This is a genomic window from Ralstonia chuxiongensis, from assembly GCF_024158925.1.
GTDB lineage: Bacteria > Pseudomonadota > Gammaproteobacteria > Burkholderiales > Burkholderiaceae > Ralstonia > Ralstonia chuxiongensis.
In genome coordinates this window covers 451,450-477,220 of the sequence record NZ_JAMYWC010000005.1, presented here as the reverse complement: position 1 = coordinate 477,220, position 25,771 = coordinate 451,450, and the positions used below count along the sequence as shown (strand labels likewise).

General features: G+C 64.1%; 18 protein-coding genes and 1 tRNA gene. 8 read left to right on the top strand and 11 right to left on the bottom strand.

From position 1 onward, the window contains the following. Positions 1-153 precede the first annotated feature (153 nt). Positions 154-693 carry a TIGR00645 family protein gene (locus tag NKG59_RS19435; protein WP_045203275.1) on the bottom strand — a complete coding sequence of 180 codons (540 nt, stop codon included), beginning with the start codon at positions 691-693 and terminating at the stop codon, positions 154-156. A gap of 91 nt (positions 694-784) precedes the next feature. Continuing rightward, the gene (locus tag NKG59_RS19430) at positions 785-1,756 is read right to left on the bottom strand and encodes a DMT family transporter (RefSeq protein ID WP_315862603.1); all 972 of its coding nucleotides are present in this window, start codon (positions 1,754-1,756) and stop codon (positions 785-787) included. A 203-nt stretch (positions 1,757-1,959) separates the two neighbouring features. Here NKG59_RS19430 and acs point away from each other — a divergent pair, with 203 nt between their 5' ends. Together acs and NKG59_RS19420 are read left to right on the top strand one after the other, a co-directional pair. Then, entirely contained in the window at positions 1,960-3,942 is a 1,983-nt protein-coding gene (gene acs / locus NKG59_RS19425) for an acetate--CoA ligase (RefSeq protein ID WP_045203274.1), read from the top strand. Positions 3,943-3,964: 22 nt separating this feature from the next. Next, entirely contained in the window at positions 3,965-6,028 is a 2,064-nt protein-coding gene (locus NKG59_RS19420) for a VC_2705 family sodium/solute symporter (protein ID WP_253540024.1), read from the top strand. A gap of 120 nt (positions 6,029-6,148) precedes the next feature. Here NKG59_RS19420 and NKG59_RS19415 read toward each other — a convergent pair whose 3' ends face one another. From NKG59_RS19415 to NKG59_RS19400, 4 genes are all read right to left on the bottom strand, one after another. Beyond that, positions 6,149-6,952, bottom strand: coding sequence for a bestrophin-like domain (locus tag NKG59_RS19415; protein ID WP_253540022.1), 804 nt, complete (start codon positions 6,950-6,952; stop codon positions 6,149-6,151). Positions 6,953-6,956: 4 nt separating this feature from the next. Continuing rightward, on the bottom strand, positions 6,957-7,970 hold the full coding sequence (locus NKG59_RS19410; protein ID WP_253540020.1) for a hypothetical protein: 1,014 nt from the start codon (positions 7,968-7,970) through the stop codon (positions 6,957-6,959). A 316-nt stretch (positions 7,971-8,286) separates the two neighbouring features. Then, on the bottom strand, positions 8,287-9,849 hold the full coding sequence (locus NKG59_RS19405; protein ID WP_045203271.1) for a methyl-accepting chemotaxis protein: 1,563 nt from the start codon (positions 9,847-9,849) through the stop codon (positions 8,287-8,289). Between the two features lie 522 nt (positions 9,850-10,371). Beyond that, entirely contained in the window at positions 10,372-12,375 is a 2,004-nt protein-coding gene (locus NKG59_RS19400) for a CocE/NonD family hydrolase (protein ID WP_253540018.1), read from the bottom strand. Between the two features lie 527 nt (positions 12,376-12,902). On the opposite strand from NKG59_RS19400, the gene NKG59_RS19395 reads away from it, so the two are divergent. The 4 genes from NKG59_RS19395 to NKG59_RS19380 all read left to right on the top strand — a co-directional run bounded on the left by NKG59_RS19395 (position 12,903) and on the right by NKG59_RS19380 (position 16,317). Beyond that, positions 12,903-13,184, top strand: coding sequence for a DUF7696 family protein (locus NKG59_RS19395; protein ID WP_253540010.1), 282 nt, complete (start codon positions 12,903-12,905; stop codon positions 13,182-13,184). Between the two features lie 130 nt (positions 13,185-13,314). Beyond that, a tRNA-Ser gene (locus NKG59_RS19390) sits at positions 13,315-13,405 on the top strand. 150 nt (positions 13,406-13,555) lie between these two features. Further along, the gene (locus NKG59_RS19385) at positions 13,556-14,023 is read left to right on the top strand and encodes a (2Fe-2S)-binding protein (protein ID WP_253540009.1); all 468 of its coding nucleotides are present in this window, start codon (positions 13,556-13,558) and stop codon (positions 14,021-14,023) included. Continuing rightward, positions 14,020-16,317 carry a xanthine dehydrogenase family protein molybdopterin-binding subunit gene (locus NKG59_RS19380; protein WP_253540008.1) on the top strand — a complete coding sequence of 766 codons (2,298 nt, stop codon included), beginning with the start codon at positions 14,020-14,022 and terminating at the stop codon, positions 16,315-16,317. Before NKG59_RS19385 ends, NKG59_RS19380 begins: the two co-directional genes overlap by 4 nt. Positions 16,318-16,341: 24 nt before the next feature. Here the strand turns inward: NKG59_RS19380 and NKG59_RS19375 are convergent, their stop codons facing one another. Together NKG59_RS19375 and NKG59_RS19370 are read right to left on the bottom strand one after the other, a co-directional pair. Further along, complete coding sequence (locus NKG59_RS19375; protein ID WP_253540007.1) at positions 16,342-19,344, bottom strand: ATP-binding protein; 3,003 nt, start codon at positions 19,342-19,344, stop codon at positions 16,342-16,344. A gap of 75 nt (positions 19,345-19,419) precedes the next feature. Continuing rightward, on the bottom strand, positions 19,420-19,677 hold the full coding sequence (locus NKG59_RS19370; protein ID WP_024975397.1) for a DUF4242 domain-containing protein: 258 nt from the start codon (positions 19,675-19,677) through the stop codon (positions 19,420-19,422). Positions 19,678-19,927: 250 nt separating this feature from the next. Between NKG59_RS19370 and NKG59_RS19365 the strand changes: the two genes are divergently transcribed. Continuing rightward, positions 19,928-21,304, top strand: a complete 1,377-nt coding sequence (locus tag NKG59_RS19365; RefSeq protein ID WP_253540006.1) for an FAD-binding oxidoreductase — start codon at positions 19,928-19,930, stop codon at positions 21,302-21,304. 60 nt (positions 21,305-21,364) lie between these two features. After that, positions 21,365-21,607 carry a hypothetical protein gene (locus NKG59_RS19360; RefSeq protein WP_253540005.1) on the top strand — a complete coding sequence of 81 codons (243 nt, stop codon included), beginning with the start codon at positions 21,365-21,367 and terminating at the stop codon, positions 21,605-21,607. Between the two features lie 67 nt (positions 21,608-21,674). On the opposite strand, the gene NKG59_RS19355 is transcribed toward NKG59_RS19360, so the two are convergent. Genes NKG59_RS19355 through NKG59_RS19345 form a run of 3 tightly spaced genes read right to left on the bottom strand, consistent with a single transcriptional unit; the run spans position 21,675 to position 25,734 of the window. Beyond that, positions 21,675-22,265, bottom strand: a complete 591-nt coding sequence (locus NKG59_RS19355) for a peroxidase-related enzyme (RefSeq protein ID WP_253540004.1) — start codon at positions 22,263-22,265, stop codon at positions 21,675-21,677. After that, positions 22,262-24,160 carry a CMD domain protein gene (locus NKG59_RS19350; RefSeq protein ID WP_253540003.1) on the bottom strand — a complete coding sequence of 633 codons (1,899 nt, stop codon included), beginning with the start codon at positions 24,158-24,160 and terminating at the stop codon, positions 22,262-22,264. The genes NKG59_RS19355 and NKG59_RS19350 overlap by 4 nt, the downstream gene beginning before the upstream one ends. Before the next feature lie 5 nt (positions 24,161-24,165). Continuing rightward, a complete protein-coding gene (locus NKG59_RS19345) occupies positions 24,166-25,734 on the bottom strand; it encodes an ABC transporter substrate-binding protein (RefSeq protein WP_253540002.1) in 1,569 nt (522 codons plus the stop codon). Between the last annotated feature and the right edge of the window lie 37 nt (positions 25,735-25,771).

The window sequence follows — 25,771 nt, the reverse complement described above, 5'->3', positions numbered from 1 at the left end:
CGGCAGGGCAGTGGTCAGTGACTTTTGCTGCCTGCCTGTGGCCTGGACGGCGGGCGCCGCAGGCTCAGAACAGCCTGAGATCATACACCCAATGTCGGGCGCGGATTGTCCGAGCGCGTTCGTCGGAATCGCCGCGCCAGCAAGGGCGCAGCGTCAATGTGCGTCGACAGCCTCGCCGTGCGGATGCGCATGCGAAACGATGCGGTCCACCCACGCCATCACCAGCGCAGAGACCAGGAACGCCACGTGAATGACCACCTGCCACAGGATCGTGTGCGTGTCTTTCTGGGCCGCATCGATGAACGTTTTGAGCAGGTGGATCGACGAGATGCTGATCAGCGCCATCGACAGTTTGACCTTCAGCACGCCCGCGTTGACGTGATCCAGCCATTCGGGCTCATCTTCATGGCCCTCGATGCCGAGCTTGGACACGAAGATGTCGTACCCGCCGATGATCACCATGATCAGCAGGTTGGAGATCATCACCACGTCGATCAGGCCCAGCACGGCCAGCATGATCTTCGTTTCGTCCAAGTCGCCCAGGTGTGACACCAGGTGCCAGACCTCGACAATGAACAGATACACATACGCTGCCTGGGCGATGATCAGCCCCAGATACAGCGGCAGTTGAAGCCAGCGGGAAAAGAAGATCAGGCGCGGAATCGGGCGCAGCGGGGCGATGGGCGACTTCATTTGGCGGAACGGAGCGGAGGGTCGAAAGGCCGTGTGATTGTAACGTTCCGTGATTACAACATCGCTTACAGGAAAACGCTTGCGATGCGCTTTATTCCTGATCGAGTGACGGGTCGAGCGGGTCCAGCGGATCGGCCACGCGGCCGCGCTGCCGCCCCCGCTGTATCGCCGGGCGAGGGCGTGCAGGCCAGCTCGCCACAAGAATGCCCGCCACCACGCACGCCAGCGCGATGCCATGCGGCCAGCCCGGCGTCTCGCCCAGGGCGACGATGCCGTAGGTGGCTGCCGCAATCGGCAGCACCGAGGTGAACACGCCTGCAAGGTGGGCTGGCACATGCCGGATGCCCTTCATCCACAGCCAGAACGAGAAGATGCTGGCCGAGAGCGCATACCAGAGCACCAGGCCCCAGATGGGCAGCGGCACGCTCGACACATTGAAGGTGAGCAGCGGGATCAGCCCCAGGGGCAGCATCAGCAGGCCGCCGATCAGGTGCGTGTACGCGCAGATCTCGATGGCGGGCAACGTTTGTGTCAGCCGCCGCGACAGGATCACGTAGATCGATTCGCAAAACACCGCGCCCATCACCAGTGCGTTGCCGAGCAGCGCTTGCGAGGCATCGGCGGGCGCAGCGCCTGAAGATTCACCCCCGCGATAGGCGTTGAGAATGGCGACGCCCGCCACCGCGAGCGCCACCGACACCAGCGTGCGGCCTGAAGGCTTCTCGCGCAGCACGAGCCAAGACAGCAGCGCCACCGTGGCCGGAATCGTGCTCGTGATAATGCCCGCAGCCAGCGCAGAGGTCAGCCGCACGCCGTTGAGCATCAGCAGCGTGAAGCCGAACGTACCGAAAAATGCCTGGAGGAACAGGTTGGTCCACTCGCTACGTGTCACGCGGCGCATGCGCGATGGCTTGTACCACGGCGCCATGCAGACGATGGCAATCAGAAAGCGCAGCAATGCAAACAGCATCACCGGCATGACGGCGACGATCGATTTGCCGAAACCGACGTTGCTGCCGACCAATGCCATGGCAGCAATCAGGAAAAGGGCGTGGATGGGCACGATGAGGAATCCGTGGAAACCGGCACGGGGCGCGGCTCTGTAGCCGGCTATGTTGCGTTGCGATGCGTGCCGTAACGTGAAGTGACGCATTATAGTAGTGCCCTTCACGTCGGCTTGCGGTGCAGAAATGCGTAAGGCTGGAGTCAGGTCAGCCCCTTAGATTCGCCGCAAAACGACAACAGACATCGCTATCAGGAGACACCATGGCTGGCATTGAATCTGTCCTGCAGGAAACGCGCGTGTTCGACCCGCCCGAATCCTTTGTTAAACAGGCAAACATCGCCGGCATGGATGCGTACCGTGCGCTGTGTGCCGAAGCCGAGCACGATTACGAAGGCTTCTGGGCGCGCCTCGCACACGAGCATCTGCTGTGGCACAAGCCCTTCAGCAAGGTGCTGGATGAGTCCAACGCACCGTTCTACAAGTGGTTTGAAGACGGCGAGCTCAACGCCTCGTACAACTGCCTCGAGCGCAACCTTGAGAACGGCAACGCCGACAAGGTCGCCATCATTTTCGAGACCGACGATGGCAAGGTATCGCGCGTCACTTACCGCGAACTTCACGCACGCGTCTGCCGCTTCGCCAATGGCCTGAAGGCCCTGGGCATCAAGAAGGGCGATCGCGTCGTGATTTACATGCCGATGTCGATCGAAGGCATCGTGGCCATGCAGGCATGCGCGCGCATCGGCGCAACGCACTCGGTGGTGTTTGGCGGGTTCTCGGCCAAGTCGCTGCAGGAACGCATCGTCGACGTGGGCGCCGTGGCGCTCATCACGGCCGACGAGCAGATGCGCGGCGGGAAGGCGCTGCCGCTCAAGGCCATCGCTGATGAAGCGCTCGCCATGGAAGGCACCGACGCGGTCAAGCACGTCATCGTCTACCGCCGCACCAACGGCAACGTGAACTGGGTGGAAGGTCGTGACCGCGCGATGGACGAGGTCGAAGGCGGCCAGCCCGACACCTGCGAAGTGACGCCGGTGGGCGCGGAACATCCGCTGTTCATCCTCTACACCTCGGGTTCGACCGGCAAGCCGAAGGGCGTGCAGCACAGCACGGGCGGCTACCTGCTGTGGACGTTGCTCACCATGCAGTGGACGTTCGACCTGAAACCCGACGACATTTTCTGGTGCACGGCCGACATCGGCTGGGTGACGGGCCACAGCTACATCGCGTACGGCCCGCTCGCAGCCGGCGCCACGCAGGTCGTGTTTGAAGGTGTGCCCACGTATCCGAACGCCGGCCGCTTCTGGGACATGATCCAGCGTCACAAGGTCAACACGTTCTACACCGCACCGACGGCAATCCGCTCGCTGATCAAGGCCGCCGAAGCTGACGAGAAGGTCCACCCCAAGCAGTACGATCTCTCCAGCCTGCGCCTGCTCGGCACCGTGGGCGAGCCGATCAACCCGGAAGCCTGGATGTGGTACCACACGAACATTGGTGGCGGACGTTGCCCGATCGTCGATACGTTCTGGCAGACCGAGACCGGCGGCCACATGATGACGCCGCTGCCGGGGGCCACGCCCCTGGTGCCGGGCTCGTGCACGCTGCCGCTGCCGGGCATCATGGCTGCCATCGTCGATGAAACCGGGCACGACGTGCCGAACGGGCAGGGCGGCATCCTGGTCGTCAAGCGTCCGTGGCCGTCGATGATCCGCAACATCTGGGGCGACCCGGAGCGCTTCAAGAAGAGCTACTTCCCGGAAGAGCTGGGAGGCAAGCTGTATCTGGCGGGCGATGGCTCCATCCGCGACAAGGACACCGGCTACTTCACCATCATGGGCCGCATCGATGACGTGCTGAACGTCTCGGGCCACCGCATGGGCACGATGGAGATCGAGTCGGCGCTGGTGGCGAACCCCATCGTGGCCGAAGCCGCAGTGGTGGGCCGCCCCGACGACATGACGGGCGAAGCGATCTGCGCGTTCGTGGTGCTCAAGCGCTCGCGCCCCGATGGCGAGGAAGCCAAGCAGATCGCCAACGAGCTGCGCAACTGGGTTGGCAAGGAGATCGGGCCGATCGCCAAGCCGAAGGACATCCGCTTTGGCGACAACCTGCCCAAGACGCGCTCGGGCAAGATCATGCGCCGCCTGTTGCGTTCGCTGGCCAAGGGCGAGGACATCACGCAGGACACGTCCACGCTTGAGAACCCGGCCATCCTCGATCAACTGAAGGAAACGCGCTAACCGCCAGCGCTGGTCGCCAACCTTGGCCGCCGACTCCCAACAAGACAGCCGCTTTCGCAAGCGGCTGTTTCTGTATTACGGGCTCTATACCGTAGGGCTGCTGCTCTTCATCGTGATGATGGGCGCGATCGAGCGCGTGCGCGGGCCGGGCGTGTGGCTCGGCTATGTGTTCCTGTTCGTCACGATTGCCATCTATGCGTGCATCGGGCTGATCTGCCGCACGGCCGATCTGACCGAGTATTACGTGGCAGGGCGCCGCGTGCCGGCGTTCTTCAACGGCATGGCCACCGCGGCCGACTGGATGAGCGCAGCCTCGTTCATCGGCCTGGCGGGCATCGTGTTCGCCTCGGGCTACGAGGGCCTCGCTTATGTGATGGGCTGGACGGGCGGCTACTGCCTCGTCGCTTTCCTGCTGGCGCCGTACCTGCGCAAGTTCGGTGGTTACACGGTGCCGGATTTCCTGGCCAACCGCTACGGCAACGGCGAGCGCGGCGGCAGTTCTGTCGTACGCGGTATCGCGGTGCTGGGCGCGACGCTGTGTTCGTTCGTCTACCTCGTTGCGCAGATTCAGGGTGTGGGGCTGGTGGTCACGCGTTTTATCGGCGTCGAGTTTTCGGTGGGCGTGTTCTTCGGGCTGGCGGGCATTCTGGTGTGTTCGTTCCTGGGCGGCATGCGTGCGGTGACGTGGACCCAGGTGGCGCAGTACATCATCATGATCGTGTCGTTTCTGGGCGTGGTGTCGATCATCGGCTGGCATCGGTATCACGATCCGGTACCGCAGCTTTCGACGGGCCGCCTCCTGCTGCAGATCGAGAAAGAGGAACAGCGCATCGCGCACGACCCTGCAGAGCAGCATGTGCGCGATCAGTTCCTGAGCGAGGCGCAGGCGCTGCAGGAGCGCATCTCGCAGCTACCGCAGTCGTTCGAGCAGGCGCGGGAAACACTGAACACGCAGCTCAAGCTTGCACGCGAACGCAATGCGCCGCTGCGCGAGATCAAGTCTCTGGAGCGCCAGCGCGAAGAATTTCCGCCGGATGCGGCCGCCGCGTCGATCCTGTGGAACCAGCAGCGCGAAGATGCGCTGGCGCGCAGCCGCATGGCGCCGCCATCCATCGAGCCATTTCCGTCGGCGTCGCAAAACGAGCGCGGCACCGAGCGGCTGAACTTCGTGCTGCTGGTGTTCTGCCTGATGGTCGGCACGGCCAGCCTGCCGCACATCCTCACGCGCTTTCACACCACGCCGTCGGTGCGCGAGACACGCAATTCCGTGAGTTGGACGCTGGTTTTCGTGGCGCTGCTGTATGTCTCGGCACCGGCGCTGGCGGCGCTCGTCAAGCTCGACCTGCTGCAGCATCTGGTCGGGGCGCCGTTTGCCGACCTGCCACAGTGGATCGTGCCGTGGCGCAAGGTTGATCCGGCCGTGTTTGCTCTGCATGACATCAACGGCGACGGCATCGTGCAGTGGGCGGAGGTGATGATGCAGCCGGACATGGTCGTGCTGGCCGCGCCCGAGATTGCCGGGCTGCCGTACGTCTTATCCGGGTTGATTGCGGCGGGTGCGTTGGCAGCGGCGCTGTCGACTGCTGATGGCCTGCTGCTGACCATCGCCAACGCCTTATCGCACGACGTGTACTTCCACATGATCGACAACACGGCCAGCCACCAGCGGCGCGTGACGAGCGCCAAAGTGGTGTTGCTGGGCGTGGCGCTGCTGGCCGCGTATGTGACATCACTGAAGCCGGGCAACATTCTTTTCCTGGTGGGCGCGGCCTTCTCATTGGCGGCGTCGTGCTTCTTTCCGGTGTTGGTGCTGGGCGTGTTCTGGAAGCGCACCAATCGTGCCGGTGCCGTCGCGGGCATGCTGACGGGGCTGGGCGTGAGCGTGTACTACATCATCGCCAACTACCCGTTCTTCACACGCATGACGGGCGTGCTTGGCCAGCCGTGGTTTGGTGTCGACCCGATCGCCTCCGGTGCGTTTGGCGTGCCAGCAGGTTTTGTCGCGGCGATTGTCGTGAGCCTGCTCACCAGGCCGAACCGGCCAGTGGTCGACAAACTCGTTGGCTACATTCGCGATCCGCAGTAAAAAAACCGGCTCCCGACGAGCCGGCAAAGGGCAGGGCCGAAGCGTGGGGGCTCCGGCCCTGGGGCTGACCTCTCCCGCCAGCCCACAACGCGAGTGGGGCAGCGCGGCGAGGCGGCGCGCTCAGTCGGGCACGGGATGCACCTGCGGCTTGTCGTTCGATAGCGTCTGGATGGCCCGCTCCAGCGGTGCCGCACTGACGCTGACTTCGCCTGCAAAGGGCCGGTCCACGGCCAGCACAAAAAAGAACGCCAGGCCCAGCGTGGTCGCCCACACCGCCACCAGCGCCATGTGAAAGCGCGTGGCCGGCAGCGCATAGAGCAGCAACAACGACAAGCCGCTGGCGATCAGCATCACGCCCCAGAGCGTGCCGGGCATGGCGGCTTCCAGGTTCTGCAGGCGTTTCTCCCGGTACTTCACCATCTCGTTGACGCGGGCGAGCACTTCGATCAGCAGCACGCGCTCGCGGTCGTCGCGGGGCGTGATGCGGTTGGCCGTGGCAAACATGCTGTTGAACGCAGCCTCCGTGTCGGCATCAGGACGCGCTTGCTGCTGCATGCTCGGCCATTCGTCACGGACAACGTGCTCCAGATAGGTGATCAGCTCGCGCCGCGCGTTTGTGGCGCTCGGGTGTGAGAACGCCGACAGATCGCGCGCGAGTTCCGTGGCGCATGCGGCTTCGGCGGCCACGATATCGGCGGCGGCTTGATACGCACCCCATACCGAGATGGCCGAGAACGCGACCAGCAACGAGTTGATGGTTGTGACGGCCGTCATCATGGCGATGGTCATGTTGCGCTGTTCGGCGTCCAGCGCGACTGGAAAAACGCGGCGAAACAGCACGTAGCCGCCCAATGCCACGAACAGCGTGGCGAAGACGATGACAGCGCCCATCGCCCATGCGGGGATGTTGTAGAGGAACAGCATGAGGTCACTCCTTGGATGGCCGGTTGGAGGCGGGCGGGGGCGCAGGAGCCACCGGGTCGCTGGTAGCGAGCATGGCGCGCGTGAAGTCGGCCAGCCGTTGGCGCATCGCCTCGGGTGAGGCGTTGCTGTCGAACGACTGCTGCAGATCGATCAGGTTGGCGGCGAATTCGCTTTGCCATTGCGTGCGCTCGCTGGCGGCACGCGCGCGGTAGGTCTGCATGGCAGCGTCGGCATCGGCCGAGCGGTCACCGCGTACGAGTGTTTCGAGCGCATCCACCAGCCGCTGCAGCAGCCGGTGCACAGCGGTGGCGGAGAAACCGCCCAGCATCGCCAGCGTCGGTTTCCCAAAGTTGTGCATGCTGCCTCCGTCGAACAGATGCGCTGGCAGCATCTCGACCAGGATCAATCCGGCAATCACGCCGAGGATCAACCGTGCGCAGTAGGAGGCGTCGTACTTCGGGTCGTAGGTGGCTGCGGCCACATAGCGATGTGCCTGAAACAGCGTGGCAAACGACGCGCCCAGCCCCGCGCAGAACAGCAGGAACAGCGTGTTCCATAACAGGGGCGCGCCGTCCGAATCCAGGAAGCCTCGGTCGATGTTTGCGCTCGATACGTCGGGCGACATGCCGGTGGCAATCACGGCGATCAAGAAGACGATCGCGGCGCTGGTCAACAGCCGAATCAACGGCACAGGACCGAGCCATGGGAATGGATGATCGCTGCGATGCTGTGCGTCGAGCAGCGTGACGGCCTGCGGCGTGGCCGGTGCAATGGCGGCCGCAAGTTTGCGGTGGATCGCTGCCAGCGCGTGGTGCGGCGTGGCCTGCGGTGGCATCTGGCGGTCGATGAGCGGGCCGAGCTGGGCGATGAGTTCCGGCGCGACCGGCAAGCCGTGGTGCAGGGCGTAGCGGGCCATCGCTTCGCATTCTTCGCGCAGTTGTTCAACGAGGGGCGGGATTGGTTGTGGCTGCGGTGCCGCACGCGGGCGCAGCCAATGCGCGAAGCCGAGCGGGGTCATGCAGGCCTCCCGTCGTTGGATGGCGTGCTCGGCAGGATGATGGAAAGCGAGCCGCGTTGCAGGTGTGGGCTGTTGTGTCGCATGGTGGCTTTCGTCGGCAGGGTGGGCCGTGCACGGCCCCGGCTCGCTCCGTTGCTTGTTTCGCACGGGGCCAGTCCACTTTGCGTCGCCCGTGCGAGTCCGCCAATGCAGCGGAAGTCACGAACGACGGCCTAACGAAAGACACAGGACAGAAAAGAGAAAACGCCCACAGCCTTTCGGCGGCGGGCGCAATGACAGCTTGGAGATAACAACTACGACGGTGACAGTGCTCCGGTCAGGCGCGTGCGGCGTGCGGATCGACGCGGAAGAAGGACATCGCGGCGTTCAGCTCTTGCCCCTGGTCCTGCAGCGATTGCGATGCGGCTGCGGCTTCTTCTACCAGCGCCGCATTGCGCTGCGTGACTTCATCCATCTGCGAGATCGCCTGGTTGACTTGTTCGATGCCGCGCTTTTGCTCGACCGATGCAGCGGCAATTTCTTCCATGATGTGCGTGACCCGCGCCACGGCTTGCGTGACCTCCGTCATGGTCTCGCCGGCTTCGCCCGCCAGCGTGGAGCCGTCGTGAATACGCTCCACCGACGAGGCGATCAGTTCCTTGATCTCCTTGGCCGCCGTTGACGAACGTTGCGCCAGACTGCGCACTTCGCTGGCGACCACCGCAAAGCCGCGTCCCTGCTCGCCTGCGCGTGCGGCTTCCACGGCGGCATTCAGAGCGAGGATATTGGTCTGGAACGCGATGCCTTCGATGATGCCGGTGATGTCGGCAATCTTGCTTGATCGGTCGCTGATGTCCTGCATGGTCGATACGACCTGGCTGACGACCGTGCTGCCCTTGAGCGCCACTTCGGACGCGGTGGAGGCGAGCGCGGTGGCGTGCTGGGCGTTTTCTGCATTCTGCTTCACGGTGGACGTCAGCTCTTCCATGCTGGCGGCCGTTTCTTGCAGCGACGATGCCTGTGCTTCCGTGCGCTGGCTCAGGTCGGCATTGCCCGCCGCAATCTGTTTGGCTGCGCCGGCCACGCTGGTGCTGCTGTCGCGTACCTTGTCGACGATCTCGGTCAGGCGGCCGTTCATGTCGCGCAGGGCAGAGAGCAGGTAGCTTGTCTCATCCTTGCCTTGCACCTCGATGCGGCTGCTCAGGTCACCGCGTGCCACCGTCCGGGCGACATCCACGGCGGTGCGGATCGGCTGTGTGATCGAGCGCGTGATGATGATGCCGGCAACAATTGCCAGCAGCACCGCGCCGATCGACAGGCCGGCCAACAGATTGCGCTGCATGACGTACTGCGCCTCATACGCCTGCACGAGCTGCTCCTGGCGCTCGTGCGTGTACGTGGCATACGCGTCCGTGGTCTTGATGAGGGCGGCCAGCAGCGGGCGGCACTCGTTGTCCATCTTCTGGATGGCTTCGTCGTGTTTGCCGGCCAGTGCCAGCCCGACGATGTCGGTCGCCACGGGGCCGTACTTGGCTTCCACGCGGTTGATGTCTTCAACCAGCTTACGGGCGCGGTCGCTGGTGTCCTTGGCACCCGCAATCATGTCGTTGAGCTGCTTGAGCTTGTTCTTCACATCGTCGTGCGCCTGAAAGACGTCGGCCTTCTCCAGATCCAGGTCTTTTTGCGTGACCACGAGAACCAGGTTGCGTGCGGCGATGGCGCGCCGATCCACCGCCGTGCGCACGTCGTTTGCCACATCTGCGCGGGCGCTGATGCCGTGCACGTAGTTCGAGAACCCTTCAGTCGATTCGGACAGCGCCCGCAGCGACATGCCCGATACCACGACGACAATGGCTGCCAGCACGCCAAAGCCCGTTGTGAGCTTGGCTTTGATGGTCATCTGAAGAAAGTTCACTGCGTCCTCCGGTTTGCTGAATGGATTGAGAGGTGGTCGCGCACCGGAGCGGCTTTAAAAAAGACGGTCGACAACCACGTTGTTATGTGTAAGGACTGCGTACTCGAGAAAGATGCAGGTTATGTCACGGTATGACCGATTTGTATGCGTCGGATTTTTGGGTCTCCACGGGGTTATCGGCATTGAAAAGAAAATCCTGAATAACATTCTTTCTGAGGTTTTCACTTAATGCAAATTGAGAACCTTTGTTTTGCCGGTGAAACCTTATTTGGAAAGGACTGGGGCGCCATCGTTTCGAATCGTGCGACGGATTATGCAGGCTGGATGGTGCCAACGTTTTCCTACTCTATTTGCGTTATTTATATTCAGATATCGATAATTTCACTACAGTATTCGCGATGCGCAGTTTCACGGACGTATTTGGCGGATTACATATTTTGGTGGTGCCTGGTATCTAAAGAAAACGGCCCGCGAAGCGGGCCGTCAGATCAACGCGGACGGGCCTTGCTACAGCGCCGTGGCCGACACAACGGGCAGCACAACCTTGGATGGATGGGCCGCATCGCTGTAGATCGTCAGCACACCGACGAGCGAGTTGAGCAGCGTGGGCAGCGGCGGTACGCCTTGCGGCAGGTTGCTTGCGCCCACGGCCACCCGCAGCTTGTGCCCCTTGGCGATGAGCGCACTCGTCGGGAACACCTCCACCGGCACCATGACGGCCTGGCCCGGCATGAGTGCCTGCACGGAGCTTGGGGTGAACGGATGCCATGGCTGGATCATCAGGCCATTCATCGTGCGCGAACGGCTCGCGTCCACCGCGCGCAGCGAGGCCGTCTGAAGCCCATCGGTGAGTGGCGTGACGTTCCCCGCCGCGTCCACGTCGTCAATGCGTACCGAGACGCCGGCGTCCAGAGCGGTGGTCGAGATCCAAACATCGGCCTCAATCGGCCCGTTGAGGTAGACATCCGCCGGCATGGGTGGCGTCTCGAACTTCACATCGGCGGCTTCGGCGATGGTGTCGTCGGTCTGGCACGGCAGCGGGAGGAAACCCGTCAATCCAGCCGTCCATTGCGACAGGCTGATCGAACATGCGCCGTTCAGCGGCAGCTGTGCGACCGTGTTGGACGCTTCGTTTGCCGCAGGCGCGGCGGCCGACAGGCTCTTGTCGCTGCGCAGGAAGAGCTGCTGCGCCTGCACCTGCGGATGCGGCCAGTCTGTAGCGGTGGCGTAGTGGCCGAGGCCGCTCACGTATTGCGTAACGTTGGGAAGCGCATCGGCGCCCACGTTCATGCCTTTGACGTACTGGTCGAACCATTGCAGCTGAATGTGGTTCAGCGGCGGCACGCCATCGACCGGCAACCCGCTGCCCAAAGCGGCCTGCAGATGCGTCCACGGGCCGATCAGCAGCTTGGCCGGTGCCTGCGTCTTGATGCTCTCGTACGTGAGTGGTTCACTGCGCTGGAAAAGATCGTGCAGGCCGCCCACCACGAAGGTCGGCACTTTGATCTTCCCGTCGTTTTCCAGCGGCGAACGCGTCGCCCAGAACGCGCCGTCATAGGCCGTGGCCGTCGTGCCGAGCAGCGCCTGCAGCATCGTCGGCAACTGGAACGTCGTGACCGCAGACACCAGGTGCTGCAGCACGGCCGGCAAACCGATTGTCGGGTCTGTCACCAGCGTCGGATCGGTCAAGCTAAGCACTGATACCAGACCGAACCACGCGGGGATGAAGGTCAGGTTCGTCTGGCCACCCGTGAAGACGATGTCGCGGTAGCCATCACCAATCGGCACGATGGGGAAGGCCGCCTTGACCGCCGGATGGTTCTGCGCCGCCGTGATGACGGTCGTGATCCCGAGGTACGACACGCCGTAAAGGCCGATGGCGCCGTTGCTCCACGATTGCTGGGTCACCCAGTCGACCACGTGGCCGTAGTCGCTTTGCTCATCGGCGCCAAAGGCGTCCCATGTGCCTTGCGACTGGCCGGTGCCGCGTACGTCCACCACCACCGTCGCGTAGCCGTGCTGGACGATGTACGGATCGGCCGCGCCCAGCGCTGCGCCAATCGAGGCTTCGTATTGCGCGTTGCCGCCGTTGTACGACGTCTGCACCAGCACCGTGGGGAACGTGCCGGCAGCGGCGTTGCCCGATGCGTCGGCCGGCAAGGTCACATATGCCACGAGCTTCGTGCCGTCGGGCATGGTGATGTATTGCATGGCTTGCCGCGCAACGCCCGCGTAGAGCACCGGCGGGTTGTAGTCGACCCACTTGGCGCCCGCGTTGCTCTTGATGGACGTTCCCGGTTGCGCCGGTGTGGCACGCGTACCGAGCGTGGTCCAGTTGACTGCGGCCGGCTGCACCGGCTGTGTTGGCTGCATGGTGTTTGAATCTGCGGGGATGCTGTTGGCGACGGTCGAGCCGTCACCGCCGCCGCAGCCCGACAGCGAAAGCGCCGCACACAGCAGCACCGACATCAGCATGCGGCTGCGCCGCACGCGTGGGTTACCCATTTGCATGGGGTGTCTCCTCTTGAATGCTTTTGTTGTGTGTTGGGGGGGGGGCGGCGCGCCGAGGGTGGCGGCACGCGGCCGATCGATTCCGGTTCGGAAACGGAGCAAGCGAAGCGGCCGGCGCAGAAGAGGGGTGGGTGACACGACCGACCGCGCGCCAGCGGGCTTGGGCGCACGGATAAAGCACCAAGCATGCCCACGGCACGACACCCGCAGATGGCGCCGTACGGCGGTGTGGCACGTGCGTTGGGTCTCGGAACGCTACCGGCGTTACGTAACGTTCCGCGTAACGAGGGGCCTGGTGCTGCCGTTTTCAGATGAGGAATTCGCACCCCACCAACGGAGGGATGCTGCCCGCGAAGCCCCGTCAACAGGGTGTTTCAAACAGATCAAAACGACAACGCGTGCATGCAAAAAGCGCACGTTGACCGGCTCATCGGTGTTGGCATGGACGTTGCATATTCAGGCTGCGCGCCCGGCACAGGGCGCCACACGAAGAGCGCAACAACAGCACAGACAGCAAGGGGCCCATCATGAATCGCACCATTCAAGACGTCGAAATTGCCGCTGCCATCGACTCGGACCTGCTCCGCCGCCGCGAGCAGTTTGTTGGTCAGCCTGCCGCGTGGCGGGTGTGGTCAGAAGCCGCGCACGTCGCCACATTGAATGAACGCGCACGCACCGCGTTTATCGAGCACGTGGCCAATAGCCGCGGTGCCGATATTGCCCTGCGCCTGCTGCTCAAAGCGCAGTCGATTCGCGATCAGATTACGCAGACCCTGCTGACGAGCGAGACGCAAGTCACGCTGCATTGAGTTACGCGAGGGGATGCCGGCCGCGCAAGACGTGTCGGCGGTGGGATACAAAAGGCCTTGTCGGGAGACGGGGCCTTTTGTTTGAGCGGACCTTGGCGAGCCCGTACGGTGTGCTACAATCGCGGGCTTCGGAGAGATGGATGAGCGGTTTAAGTCGCACGCCTGGAAAGCGTGTATAGGTTAATAACCTATCGGGGGTTCGAATCCCCCTCTCTCCGCCAGGAATCCAAGGCCCGAGCGCGCAAGTGCTCGGGCCTTTTTGCATTCCGGGCGGTTGCCATGTCGAGGTGGACCACTATTGCTGACAGCAGCCGTTTGAACGTACGCTTGGCCAGCAAAAAAATCACAAAAGCCAAGGAGACCACCGCCCCATGGATTTGGACGTCAACCACAAGCCGGTCCGCGTTGATTGCGACCCGGCCACGCCCCTGTTGTGGGTGCTGCGTGACCACCTGAACCTGACCGGCACGAAGTTCGGCTGCGGCGTTGCGGCGTGCGGCGCATGCACGGTGCACGTGGACGGCGCGGCCGTGCGGTCCTGCGTGCTGCCGGTGGCGGCTGTGGCCGGCAAGCACATCACCACCATCGAGGGACTTGCCGGCGGCGAGGGCAAACGCCACGCGTTGCAACAAGCCTGGATAGATGAGCAGGTGCCCCAGTGCGGTTACTGCCAATCCGGCATGCTGATGGCCGCGGCGGACTTGCTTGCCCAACACCCCGATCCGAGCGATGCCGACATCGACGCGGCCATGACCAACATCTGCCGCTGCGGCACGTATCCGCGCATGCGCGCTGCCATCAAGCGCGCAGCCAAGGCGTTGCGGGAGGCCCGCGCATGAACGCGAAAGCAACGAAACCGCGTAGCGGACGCCGCCGTTTCCTGCTCGGCGCGCTTGGTATTGGCGGCGCACTGGTGGTGGGTTGGGGCGTGATGCCACCGCGCAGCCGCGTGGGCGATCCGTCCATCTTCCCCGAGCACAACGGTGAGATTGCGCTGAACGGCTGGATCAAGATCACGCCCGAAGGCAACGTTGTGCTCGCCATGCCGCGCGTGGAGATGGGGCAGGGCATCCACACCGCGCTGTCGATGCTGGCGGCGGAAGAGCTGGATATTCCGCTCTCACGCGTGAGCATCGAAAGCTCGCCCGTGGAGCGCATCTACGGCAACGTCGTCGCCATGGGCGACAGCTCCCTGCCGCTGCATCCCGATAGCGCCGACAAGACCTGGGCTCGCGCACTGCACTGGATCATGGCCAAGAGTGCGCGCGAGATCGGCCTCATCATTACCGGCGGCAGCAGCAGCACCGCAGATGGCTGGCAGCCCGTGCGTGAGGCCGCCGCCACGGCGCGTGCGGCGCTGGTGCAAGCCGCAGCGCGCGAATGGAACGTGTCGGCTGCGGAAGTCAGCATCCGCAACGGCCAGTTGATGGGCCCCGGCGGCAAGCAATCCACGTTTGGCGACATGGCCAAGTCGGCGCGCGGTATTGCTGCGCCGTCCGACGTCACGCTCAAGCCGGCTTCGCAATACCAGTTGATCGGCAAACCGGCGCCGCGCAACGACCTTGCGGCCAAGACAGATGGCAGCGCGCGCTTTTCCATCGACACGCGCCTGCCCGGCATGCTGTATGCCGCCGTCGTGATGTGCCCCGTTTTTGGCGGCAAGCTCAAGACGTTTCAATCGAAAGCGGCGCTCGGCATGCCGGGCGTGCGTTACGTGGTGCCGTTTGAAGGCACTGCCGGTGGCGCACCGGGCGTGGCGGTGGTGGCGGATCATTACTGGCAGGCGCGTCAGGCGCTGGCAACGATCGAGCCCGTGTGGGACAACGGCCCGCATGCCAAGCTCGATTCCGCGGGCATTCGGCAGCAGCTCGTCAGCGCGCTCGATAGCGACAAGGGCGGCTTCACGTATCGATCGATGGGCGATGGCCTGAAAGCCTTCGACAAGGCCGATGGCGCCACCATTGTCGAGGCGGAATACACCGCGCCGTATCTTGCGCACACCACGATGGAGCCGATCAACTGCACCGCACAGGTAACGCAGGACGGCGTGCATCTCTGGGCGCCTACGCAGGTCGCCACGCTGGCGCAACTGGTGGCGGCACGCGCGGCAGGTGTGAGCGGCGACAAGGTGCATATCGACATCCCGCTCATCGGTGGCGGTTTCGGGCGGCGGCTGGAATCGGATTTCATCGGCCAGGCCGTCACCATCGCCACCAAGACCGATGGCAAGCCCGTGCAGGTCATCTGGTCGCGTGAGGAAGACGTTCGTCACGACTTTTATCGCCCGCAGGCCATCGCACGGCTCAAGGCGCGTGTCGAGAACGGCAAGGTTATGGCGATCGCGTCGCGCAGCGCTGGCCAATCGATTCTGGCAGGCGAGCTGGATCGCCTGTTTGGCGCGCCGTCGGTGGGTATCGACCGCTACACCGCCGAAGGCCTGTTCGACCTGCCGTACGAAATTGAGCACGAGCACATTGCGCATCTGGCAGTCGATCTGCCGGTTCCCGTGGGGTTCTGGCGCAGCGTTGGCCACTCATACAACGGGTTCTTCCTGGAAGGCTTTCTCAACGATGTGGCGGCGGCAGCCAAGCTTGACCCGTTGGCGATGCGGCGTGACTTGCTGAAGGCCCATCCGCGTGAGCTGAAGGTGCTGGACACGGCCGCAGAGGCCGCCGGCTGGGGGCAGCCGCTCGCCCTGGCGGCCGACGGTGCGCCGCGTGCACGCGGCATTGCCTTGCACCCGAGCTTCGGCTCCGTGGTCGCACAGGTTGTGGAGGTGTCGATGAAGGACGGCAAGCCGCGTGTGCACCGCGTCGTCTGCGCGGTCGATTGCGGCACGGTGGTCAACCCGGGCATCGTTGCGCAGCAGATGGAAAGCGCGGTCATTTTTGGTCTGACGGCGGCGCTGTATGGCCGGATCGACATCAAGGATGGCCAGGTCGTGCAGTCGAATTTCCCCGACTACCCGGCGCTCAAGATGGCTGAGGCGCCCGTCATTGAAACGCACATCGTGCCGAGCACGGCAGAACCCAGCGGCATGGGCGAGGTGGGTGTTCCGCCAATCGCGCCGGCCGTGGCCCATGCTGTGGCGCAGTTGACGGGCAAGCCGGTGAGGCAGTTGCCCACCGTCTGACGGTCTGCTGCAGCGGCGTTGAACTCACAGCAGCGCATGGCGGATGGCAAATGCAGCCGCCTCCGCCCGGTTGGCGCTGTGCGTCTTGCTCAGGATGCTGCTCACGTGGTTTGCCACTGTGTTGGGGCTGACGAACAACTCACGGGCAATCTGGCGGTTGCCCTTGCCCTGCGCGACCAAGCGGAGCACCTGGGCTTCGCGTCGGCTCAACCCCGCTGGGTAGTGCTCCACCGGGGCAGCCTTGGCCAACGCTCTGGCGGTCTCGATGCGTGCCAGCAAGCTGGCCATCCCGAGCATTGCCGCTTCGTCTTCCGCGGCGCTCAACAAGGCATCGGCGCGGTCGAGATCGCCAGGCTCGCCACGACGTAAGAGCATCTGCGCAAAGTCCAGCCGCGTGCGTGCGAGCGCCGGCCTTGCACCTTGGCGCTCGTTCATCTCCAGGGCGGCCTCAAAGTGCTGCTGCGCTTGCGGCCAGTTGCCCATCGTTGTGGCCAATGCGCCCAGGATCGCGTCGGCTGCGCCGAACGAGGCGATCGCGGTGCCGAACACCAGGTTGCGCCGACTGAACGGGGCAAGTAGTTGGTACAGCGCCGCCGCCCTGGCGGCGTCGCCAAGCGCATGACACACGATGGCCAGATACGTGAGATTGGCTACCCAGACACCATCGCGCGCGATCGAGAGGAAGTCGGCGTTGGCCAGCATGTCAAACGTCTTGCGTGCTGACTCCAACTGACCAAGCTCTGCGTGCATCAAGGCGATTCCCGGCTGCCAGATGTCCATCGCGCTGGTGTGCTCAACGAAATGTTCGACCAGAGGCGCCACCTCGTGCAGCCGGCCCTGTTCGCGGCGCAGCATGAACATCTGGACACCGTAGACGCCGGCAGCATCCATGCCGGGCATGCGCCGCGCGATCTCGTAAGCGTTGGGGATCAAGCGCTCTGCATCGGCAAAGCGCCCTTCGAACAGCGCATGCATGGCGCGCGACATGCTGGCGGTGTAATGGATGAAGGGCTGGCGCAGCGTCTCTCCACCGCGCTCGTATTCTTCAAGATTGGCTCGCCAGGCTGCCATGTCGCCGAGTTCAAAGTCATCGAAGAAGCGCCACGCACGTGTTGCACACATCAGCGTGCGGTCGCCGGCCTGCCGGGCCAGCTCGTAGGCTTCATCCGAGGCGGCGATGCGCTCGGCAATGTGCTCCTGTTGCCAGCGCAGCGACACGGTCGCAACCAGGGTGTCGGCCAGTGTTGCGGGGTCTGCGGCCCGGCGCGCGACTGCGATGGCTTGCTCATGCACCCGGCTTGCTTGTGCCTCCTCTCCGCTGAAGATGAGGGCGCGCGCCAGGGCACTCAGCAGGCGGGCGCTCATCACTGGCTCATCGCTGCCCTGGGCTGCGAGGGCCTCGCGCAGGAGTTCGGCTGCGGGGCCGCCGGGCAGTCCTGGCGCCCAACTCGCGGTTTCGAAGCCAAGCGCGGCGTGAGCGAGTTCCCTTGCGTTGCCGTACTCCGCGCTCAAGCGAGCCGCCTCCTTGAACGTCTGCATGGCCTGGAGCCAATCACCGGCATGGCTGTGCGCGGCGCCTAGCGCATTGAGCAGGCCGCAGCGCGTTTCGCGCGCCAGGCCGCTGCCAGCGTCCATGGCCTGCAGTGCCATCTGGCAGTAGCGTGCCGATTCTTCGTGCGCGAGCTGGCGGTCGGCGCGCCGCGCCGCACGTTGCGCGTAATCCACCGCGAGTGCGGCGTCCCCTCCGGGCAGGGCGGCCCAGTGGTGATAGGCCAGCGCAGGCAGATGCGGCTCGGGGTCGTCGCCGTGAATCATCTCGATGGCACGCGCCAGCTTCAGATGGAGCCGGCTGCGCCGAGGGATGGGAATCTCGTCGTAGAGGGTTTCACGAAACAATGCATGGGCAAAGTGATAGTGGCCGGGGTCGCGCAAGGCTTCGACCACACGAGCCTGCAGCGCTTCGTCAATGGCTGCGCTGCAGATATCTTCGTCGACATCGCCGGCCAGCGCGGTCAGCAGACGGAATTCGAATGCGCGGCCGATGACCGCCGCTGCTGTAAGCACCTTATTCGCGTTCGCGGACAGGCGACTCAAGCGGCGCCCGATGACTTCCTTGATGCCCTCCGGAATGCGCAGTACATAGCCCGTGCTGGCGGACGAATTTTCCTGCGCCAGCAGACGGGTCATTTCACCCACGAACAAGGGGTTGCCTTCCGTTTGCGAATGGACCGCATCGACCAGTGCGGGGGCGGCGGTCGTATCACCAGCCAGTTCCATCATGTGCGCTGTTTCCGCATGGGTCAGCCCCCTCAGGCGCAACCGTTCGAAGCGTGGTTGGCGCGCCAGTTCGCCCAGCGTGGCCGACAGCGGGTGCTGTCTCGATAGCTCGACATCACGGTACGTCACGAGGAGCAGAATGCGATTGCTGCACAGGTCGGGCGCAAGAAATTCGAGCAGGCGCAGGGACGACGCGTCGGCCCAGTGCAGGTTGTCGAGGATGAGCAGCAGCGGATGTTGTTGTGCCGCGCGCTGCCAGAAGGTGTTTACGGCGTCGAACAGCCGGAAGCGCGCCTGCGCGACTTCGGTACCTGGCGTGGCAACTGCGCGATCACGCACCGGATCGGGCAGCCGATCGGCAAGGTCGGGCACGATTTCCGCGAGCGGCGCTACCCCGCAGGCCAAGGCTTGGTGGACGCTGTCTTCGTCGTGCGAGGCAATCCAGCTCCGCACCAGTTGTTGCCAAGGCCAGTAGGGCGGTGCGCCCGGCTCCTCGTTACAGCGGCCCCAGAGCACTTGCATGCCGTGTTGCTCGGCCTGTTGGGCAACAATTTCGGCGGTGCGCGTTTTGCCGATGCCGGGTTCCCCCGCCAACGCCGCGATGCCGCCCATGCCGCCCTGCGCTCGCGCCAGCAGGCGGCCCAGTACCTCGAGCTCACGCTCGCGGCCAACGAAGTGCGCCATCGCCGGTGCACTGGCGGTGTTGCGGGTGCTGTCGCTTAGCGCTGCAGATTCAGCCGGTAGCGGCATGCCGCAGCCGTCGCAAAACCTCGCGTCGGGCCGGCACAATCGGTGGCAGCGAGCGCAATGCATGGTTGCAGAGCGTCACACGAAGCTCTCCGGACGCACTTGGGTCACCTCGATCACGACGTCAGCAGGCAGGCTTGCCAGGTGTGCCGCCTGTCGGATGGCATCCGCGCTTGGGGCTTCGTAAAGACAATAGGTTTTCTTGCGGTCGGCGGAGAGGAAAGAGAAGACCCAGTTCACACCAACATCTGCATTGATGTGCTGGATGTTCGCAACGCTTGCGGCCCCGATCTCCAATTGCTCCGCAAACTGGCGTTCGATGAGAAACAGCGGCATTTGTCTTCCCTCCTGACGCATCGACGGGCCATGCCGCCATTGCGTTTTATTGAAGGCCGAAGATGGGGCAAAACAAATAGTCAGTATTGACTATCCCGGGGCAAGCCGACCGGCACACAAAAATGATCAAGGCAGCGGATGGAACGGACGAAGTCCCACTTCTAGACTTCCATCACCATTCCCCGCGCCTGATTTTCCGCTCTGCGGACACAGCCAGATCGGTCCGGCCACGCTTGCCTAGGAGGTCAACATGCTCGAAGACACCACGGTGCAGGCCTTCCGTGCGCAATTGCGGGGGCCGCTCGTCGAACCGGACGATCCGCATTACGACGCGGCACGCCGTGTCTACAACGCGATGATCGACAAGCGGCCGCGCTTCATCGCGCAGTGTTCAGACGTAGCCGACGTGATTGCGTCAGTCAACTTTGCGCGCAACAACGGTTTGCTGCTGGCCGTGCGCGGTGGCGCTCACAATGGCGGCGGTCTGGGTGTGTGTGACGACGGTTTGGTGATCGATCTGGCCCGTCTGCGCGGCATTCGTGTCGATCCTGTCGCCCACACGGTGCGCGCCGAAGGCGGCTGCACATGGGGAGACGTCGATCATGCGACGCACGCATTCGGCCTCGCAACACCGGCAGGCATCATCAGCACCACCGGGGTTGGTGGGCTAACCCTGGGGGGAGGGATCGGTCATCTGGCACGGCGCTTTGGCCTGACGATCGACAATCTGCTGTCGGTCGATATCGTGCTGGCCGACGGCAGCTTCGTCACTGCCAATGCGCATGCCAATGACGATCTGTTTTGGGCGGTGCGTGGCGGCGGCGGCAACTTCGGTGTCGTAACCTCATTCGAATTCCGCCTGCATGCGGTGAGCAACGTGGTCGCGGGTCCCACGCTCTGGCCGCTTGATCAAGCCGCCGACGTTCTGCGCTGGTATCGCGACTTCCTGCCGAAGGCACCGCCCGAACTCAACGGCTTCTTCGCTTTTCTTACGGTGCCGCCAGCACCGCCGTTCCCGCCCGCGCTGCATCTGCAGAAGATGTGCGGCGTTGTGTGGTGCTACACGGGCGACCCTGCAGCGGCGGAAGAGGCATTCGCGCCAGTTCGAGCGCAACAGCCCGCGCTGTACGGCGTAGGGGCCATGCCCTATCCGATGTTGCAAACCGCCTTTGATGCGCTATACCCGCTCGGCCTGCAGTGGTATTGGCGGGCCGACTTCGTCAACGACCTGCCGGAAGAGGCCATTGCACTGCATGTGGAACATGGTTCGAAACTGCCGACCATGCATTCCACGATGCACCTGTATCCGATCGACGCTGCCGTGCATCGCATGGGGCGCAAGGAAACGCCGTTCGCCTACCGCGATTCGAAATGGGCGGCCGTCATCGTGGGCGTTGACCCCGACCCTGGCCAGCGCGAGCGCATCACGAATTGGTGCAAGGGGTACTGGGACGCACTGCATCCCTATTCGGCAGGCGGGGCCTATGTGAATTTCATGATGGATGAGGGACAGGAGCGGGTGCAGGCCACCTACCGCGACAACTACGCCAGGTTGGCAGCGATCAAGGCCACATACGATCCGGGCAACCTGTTCCGCGTCAACCAGAACGTGAGACCCGCGTCGTGAGCATGCTCATTTTGATCAGTTGGTTGCAGGAAACCGATCCTGCAGGAATGGAGGTGTGAAATGGACAAGAGACTGTGGGTCGTCGTCACGGCAATTGTTGCGGCGTTAGGTGCAACCGTGACGCATGCGAGCGCCACGCGCGATGTGTACACGGATGGCAGCGCCTCCATGGAGGCGCGCAGTCCTTACACCGATGGCGGACTGGCCACGAAATTCGACGTCTATGCGGACGGCGCAAGGGCCGGAAAATTCGATTCCTATACCGAAGGCATGCGCGCACCGACGACGGACCGCGTGCGCTAGCCCGTCAGCAACACAAAAGCCGCAGGTTTGCGCCTGCGGCTTTTTCTTTGGAGCGATGCTGCCGGGCTCAGGCCGCATCCGGAAACACGGGTTCGCCCAGATTCAGCATCAGGCGATTCGCCCACGCAAAAATGGCTACCGCGTGTATCAGGTCGAGAATCTCCGCGTCGGTCAGGCCAGCGGCCTTGAGCGGCTGCAGGTCTTCGCCACGCACATCGCCTGGGCGCAGCGTCAGGTCGATCGAGAACAGCGCGATGGCACGCTCTCGCGCATTCGTGCCTGCGATGTGCGGATCTTCAAAAACCTGCTTGATGACGTCGTTGCGCTTGGCAAGCTGCTCGAAGCGTTGCGCGTGAACAGATGCGCAATACACGCAGCCGTTCACGCGTGACACCACGGCGCTCGCGAGTTCGCGTTCAGCACGCGACAGGCCGCCCGGCGCATACATGATCGCGTTGAACGCCGCCGAGCGCTGACGCAGGATCTCGGGCTGGTGAACGAGAAAGCGGTAGTAATCCGACGTTTTCGCCTTCGGGTGGCTTTCTTCCAGCACGGCGATCTGCTCGGGCGTGGCCTGGTCGAGGTCGACCACGTCGAGCCACGCATGCCACTCCAGCGATTCATTGGTGAAGCCGTGGGCGCGGATGATCTCGGTCATGCTGCGGTCTCCGTGGAAGCGGTGGCGCTGCCGGTGCCGGTGCCGGCAGCTTCGCGAAGCGCGCGCAGGCCAGCAACAAGCCGCGTCTGATACGACAGGAAGGCGATGAGCTGCGCGAGCGTCACGACGTCGGCCGTGGCAAGGCCAGCCGCGGGCAAGCGCAACAGCGCGTCGCGGTCACCCTCGATGGGCCGCTCGACGAGCGTGCGCGTAAAGGTGAGGATGGCGCGCAGGCGCGCGTCGGTCAGGGTGTCGATATCGCCGTGGTCGACCGCTTGCAGGGCATCTGTGTTGACAGGCGTGCTCGCGAGGCGCGCGCGGTAGTGCTCGGCCAGTTCCGGCGCGGGCGTCAGGCGGCAGGCGTACAGCGCCACGAGCAGGCGTTCGCCCAGCGTGAGGCCGGGCAGGGCGGCATCGAACAGCGCCTCGTAGCTGCCTTGCGTGGCCGATGCGACTTTTTCGCGGGCATGGCGCAGCGCATGCGTGGGGCTGCCGTCGCCCAGGTCAGCAATCTGGTCGACCACGTCTTGTGCAGGCGTGAAATCCATTGATGAAAGGCTCCGAGAATCGGGTACGGAGGCGCCGCGCGCAGCCACCGCGCTGGCGAGGAAACGCCGCACCGCCGCCCACGATTGGGCATCGGCGCGGGCGTTGGCGCGTGGCTCGCCGCCGCCGGTGCTGATGCGGCCCGACACCGGGTGCGCATAAACGAGCTGCGTGGTTGGCACGTACGGGAAGACGATGGCGTGGCCCGCGCCTTCGTAGTCGAAGTGCTGGACGGGGTAGGGGTGGCGTACCTCGGCCAGCTTGGCGGTGACCATGCGCGAGTAATCGCTTGAGGGCCAGGAGCCGTCATCCGTGGCGGAGAGCAGCAGCACCGGCCCGCGTGCGCGTTCGATACGAATACGCGCGCGTGCCACGGCATCGGCATCTTGCAGCGCAGTGCGGATGGCGCGTTCATGCCGATGGGGCGCGGGGCCTTCGTCAAACGGTGCCCAGGTTGCGGTGCGGTTGCCTTCCCACAGATGCGGCAGCGGCTGACCGCGATACAGCCACGTCGGGCCCTCGCGTCCGACAGCGGGGTCGGCGGCGTTCTGCCCGCTGTGCACGACGGCGCCCGGCACATAGCCGATCACCGCAGACACCGCTTCAGGAAACGTCGCGCCCAGCAGCAATGCCAGTTCACCCCCGCGCGACTGGCCACTCACGGCAACGAAGTCATGCAGCGGTTTCACGCGTTTGCGCAGCCAGGCGAGCGCGCGCTCGAAGTATTCCAGCGGCGTGTTCGAGATGTAGTCCGACAGCCCCGGTGCCTTGAAGTACGCCAGCGCGAATGCCGCGTAACCGTGCGAGGCATACAGCGCCGCGCGTGGTTCGTTGATGCCGCCGCCCGAGCCGTTGAGGATCAGCACGGCCGGGCGCGGGCCCGGGTGCGCATATGGATCGGGCAGGTACAGCGTGCCGACCAGGCCGTCCTCATTCTCCGGTGCACGCACATCGTGGCGCGTCACGCCCGGCGCGGCCAGCCGTTGGACGAAGCTCGCGTGGACCGATTCGCCGTTGGCCGTGGCCGTGAGCGTGGTCGTCAATGGCTCCGTGGCTGGCTGCGGAAACACCTCGCGTGCCTTGCCGTCTTCCGGACGCTGGCTCCAGACGATGCCCATCGCGCTGACGCCGGTGTAATCACCCGAGACGGGCGCATCGCGCGTGAGGTCGACGGTGCCTAGCGCATCGGCAACAAACGCGGCGCGGCTGTGCCACAGCACGCCATTGCCGCGACGCGTTTGCGCCACGATGCCGACCTGCGCGCCGGGCGCAAGCCCCGTCACGACGATGCCGCGCGATACGTCGATCAGGTCATCTGCTGGCGTGACGCCGAGCGCGAACGTTCCCATGGCGCTTACTTGCCGTCCTTGGTGACCATTTGGGCAGCCGTGCGATCGCTCGTCATCGGCGTTACCTTTAGGCCCTTCTTGGCGGCCCACACGTTCTGGTAGTGGTACAGCGGCATTACGCCCACGTCATCCGACACCAGCTTGACGGAGTGGCGAAGGATGGCCGCACGCTTTTCCACGTTGAATTCTTCAGTGGAGGCGTTCAGCGCGTTGTCGACAGCCGCATTGCTGTAGTGGCCCCAGTTGGACGCGCCCAGGCCCTTCTTGGTGTCGACCGTGGCCAGCACGTTGACCAACGCGTAGCTCGCCTCGCCCGTGCCGTTGCCCCACGCCAGCATGCTCATCGCATATTCATTCTTGTTGGCGCGGCCGGAGTAGACCGACCAGGGCACCACTTCCACGCGTGCCTTCACGCCGATGCGGGTCCAGAACTGTGCCACCGCTTGCGCCGTCTCGGGGCCTTGCGGGTAGCGATCATTCGGCACGTGCATCACCAAGTTGAAGCCCTGCGGAAAGCCCGCGTCGGCCAGCAGCTTCTTGGCTTGCGTAGGGTCGTAGGCGATGTCCTTCACATCGGGGTTGTAGCCGTACGTCTCTGAAGGCATCCATTGGTTGGCGACGGTAGCGGCGCCTTGCAGGATGCGGTCGACGATCGCCTTGCGGTCGATCGCCAGCGACAGTGCGCGGCGCACGCGCACATCCAGCAGCGGGTTGTTCGGCAGCGGTTTGCCGTCGTTGCCGGTGATGTACTGGTTCTCGCCTTTGCGGAAGCTCGGCTGCAGCAGCATCACGCGCAGGCCGGGGTAGGCGAAGACCTTCACGCTGGGCGACTGGCGCAAGCGCGCGAGGTCCGACACCGACACCTTGTCGATGACATCCACTTCGCCCGAGAGCAGGTTGGCCGTGCGTGCGGCAGCGTTGTTGATGTAGCGGTAGTTGACCTTCTCCCAGAGCTGCTTGCCGCCCCAATAGTTTTCGTTGCGCGCCATCACCACGCGATCGCCCGGCACATACGAGACGAACTTGTACGGGCCGGTGCCCACCACAGCGCGGCCGGCGTTGTAGTCCTCAGTCGACGACTTCTCACCCACATGCTTGCTGACGATGTGCACGGATGCCAGGTTCAGCGGCAAGTCCGGGTTCGGGATGTTCGTCTTGATGATGAGAGTGAGCGGGTCTTTGGCGGTGACCGATTCCACCGTGCGCAGATAGCCCGCGAACGTTGCCACGCTGCCCGGCACGCTGCGCGCGCGTTGATACGAGAAGATGACGTCGTCCGCCGTGAACGGCTGGCCGTCGTGCCATTTCACGTTCGGGCGCAGCTTGAATTCCCACGTCTTCGGGTCCAGCGTCTTCCACGACAGCGCCAGGCCGGGCTGCAGCTTGTTCCACTTGTTCTCGACCAGCAGATCCCAGAAATGCACGTCGACGGAGCGGTCGCCTGCGTGGTTGTTCAACTGCGGATCGAGCGACGACAGCGGATCGGCAAAGGCGATGTTCAGCGTTTGCGCGCCGACAGCGCCGGCAGCGGTAAACAGCGCAACAGCAAGCGACGAGGCTAGGAGGCGTTTCACGTGGGTTCCCTTTTCCTGTTTTTGGAATCGTTGGCTT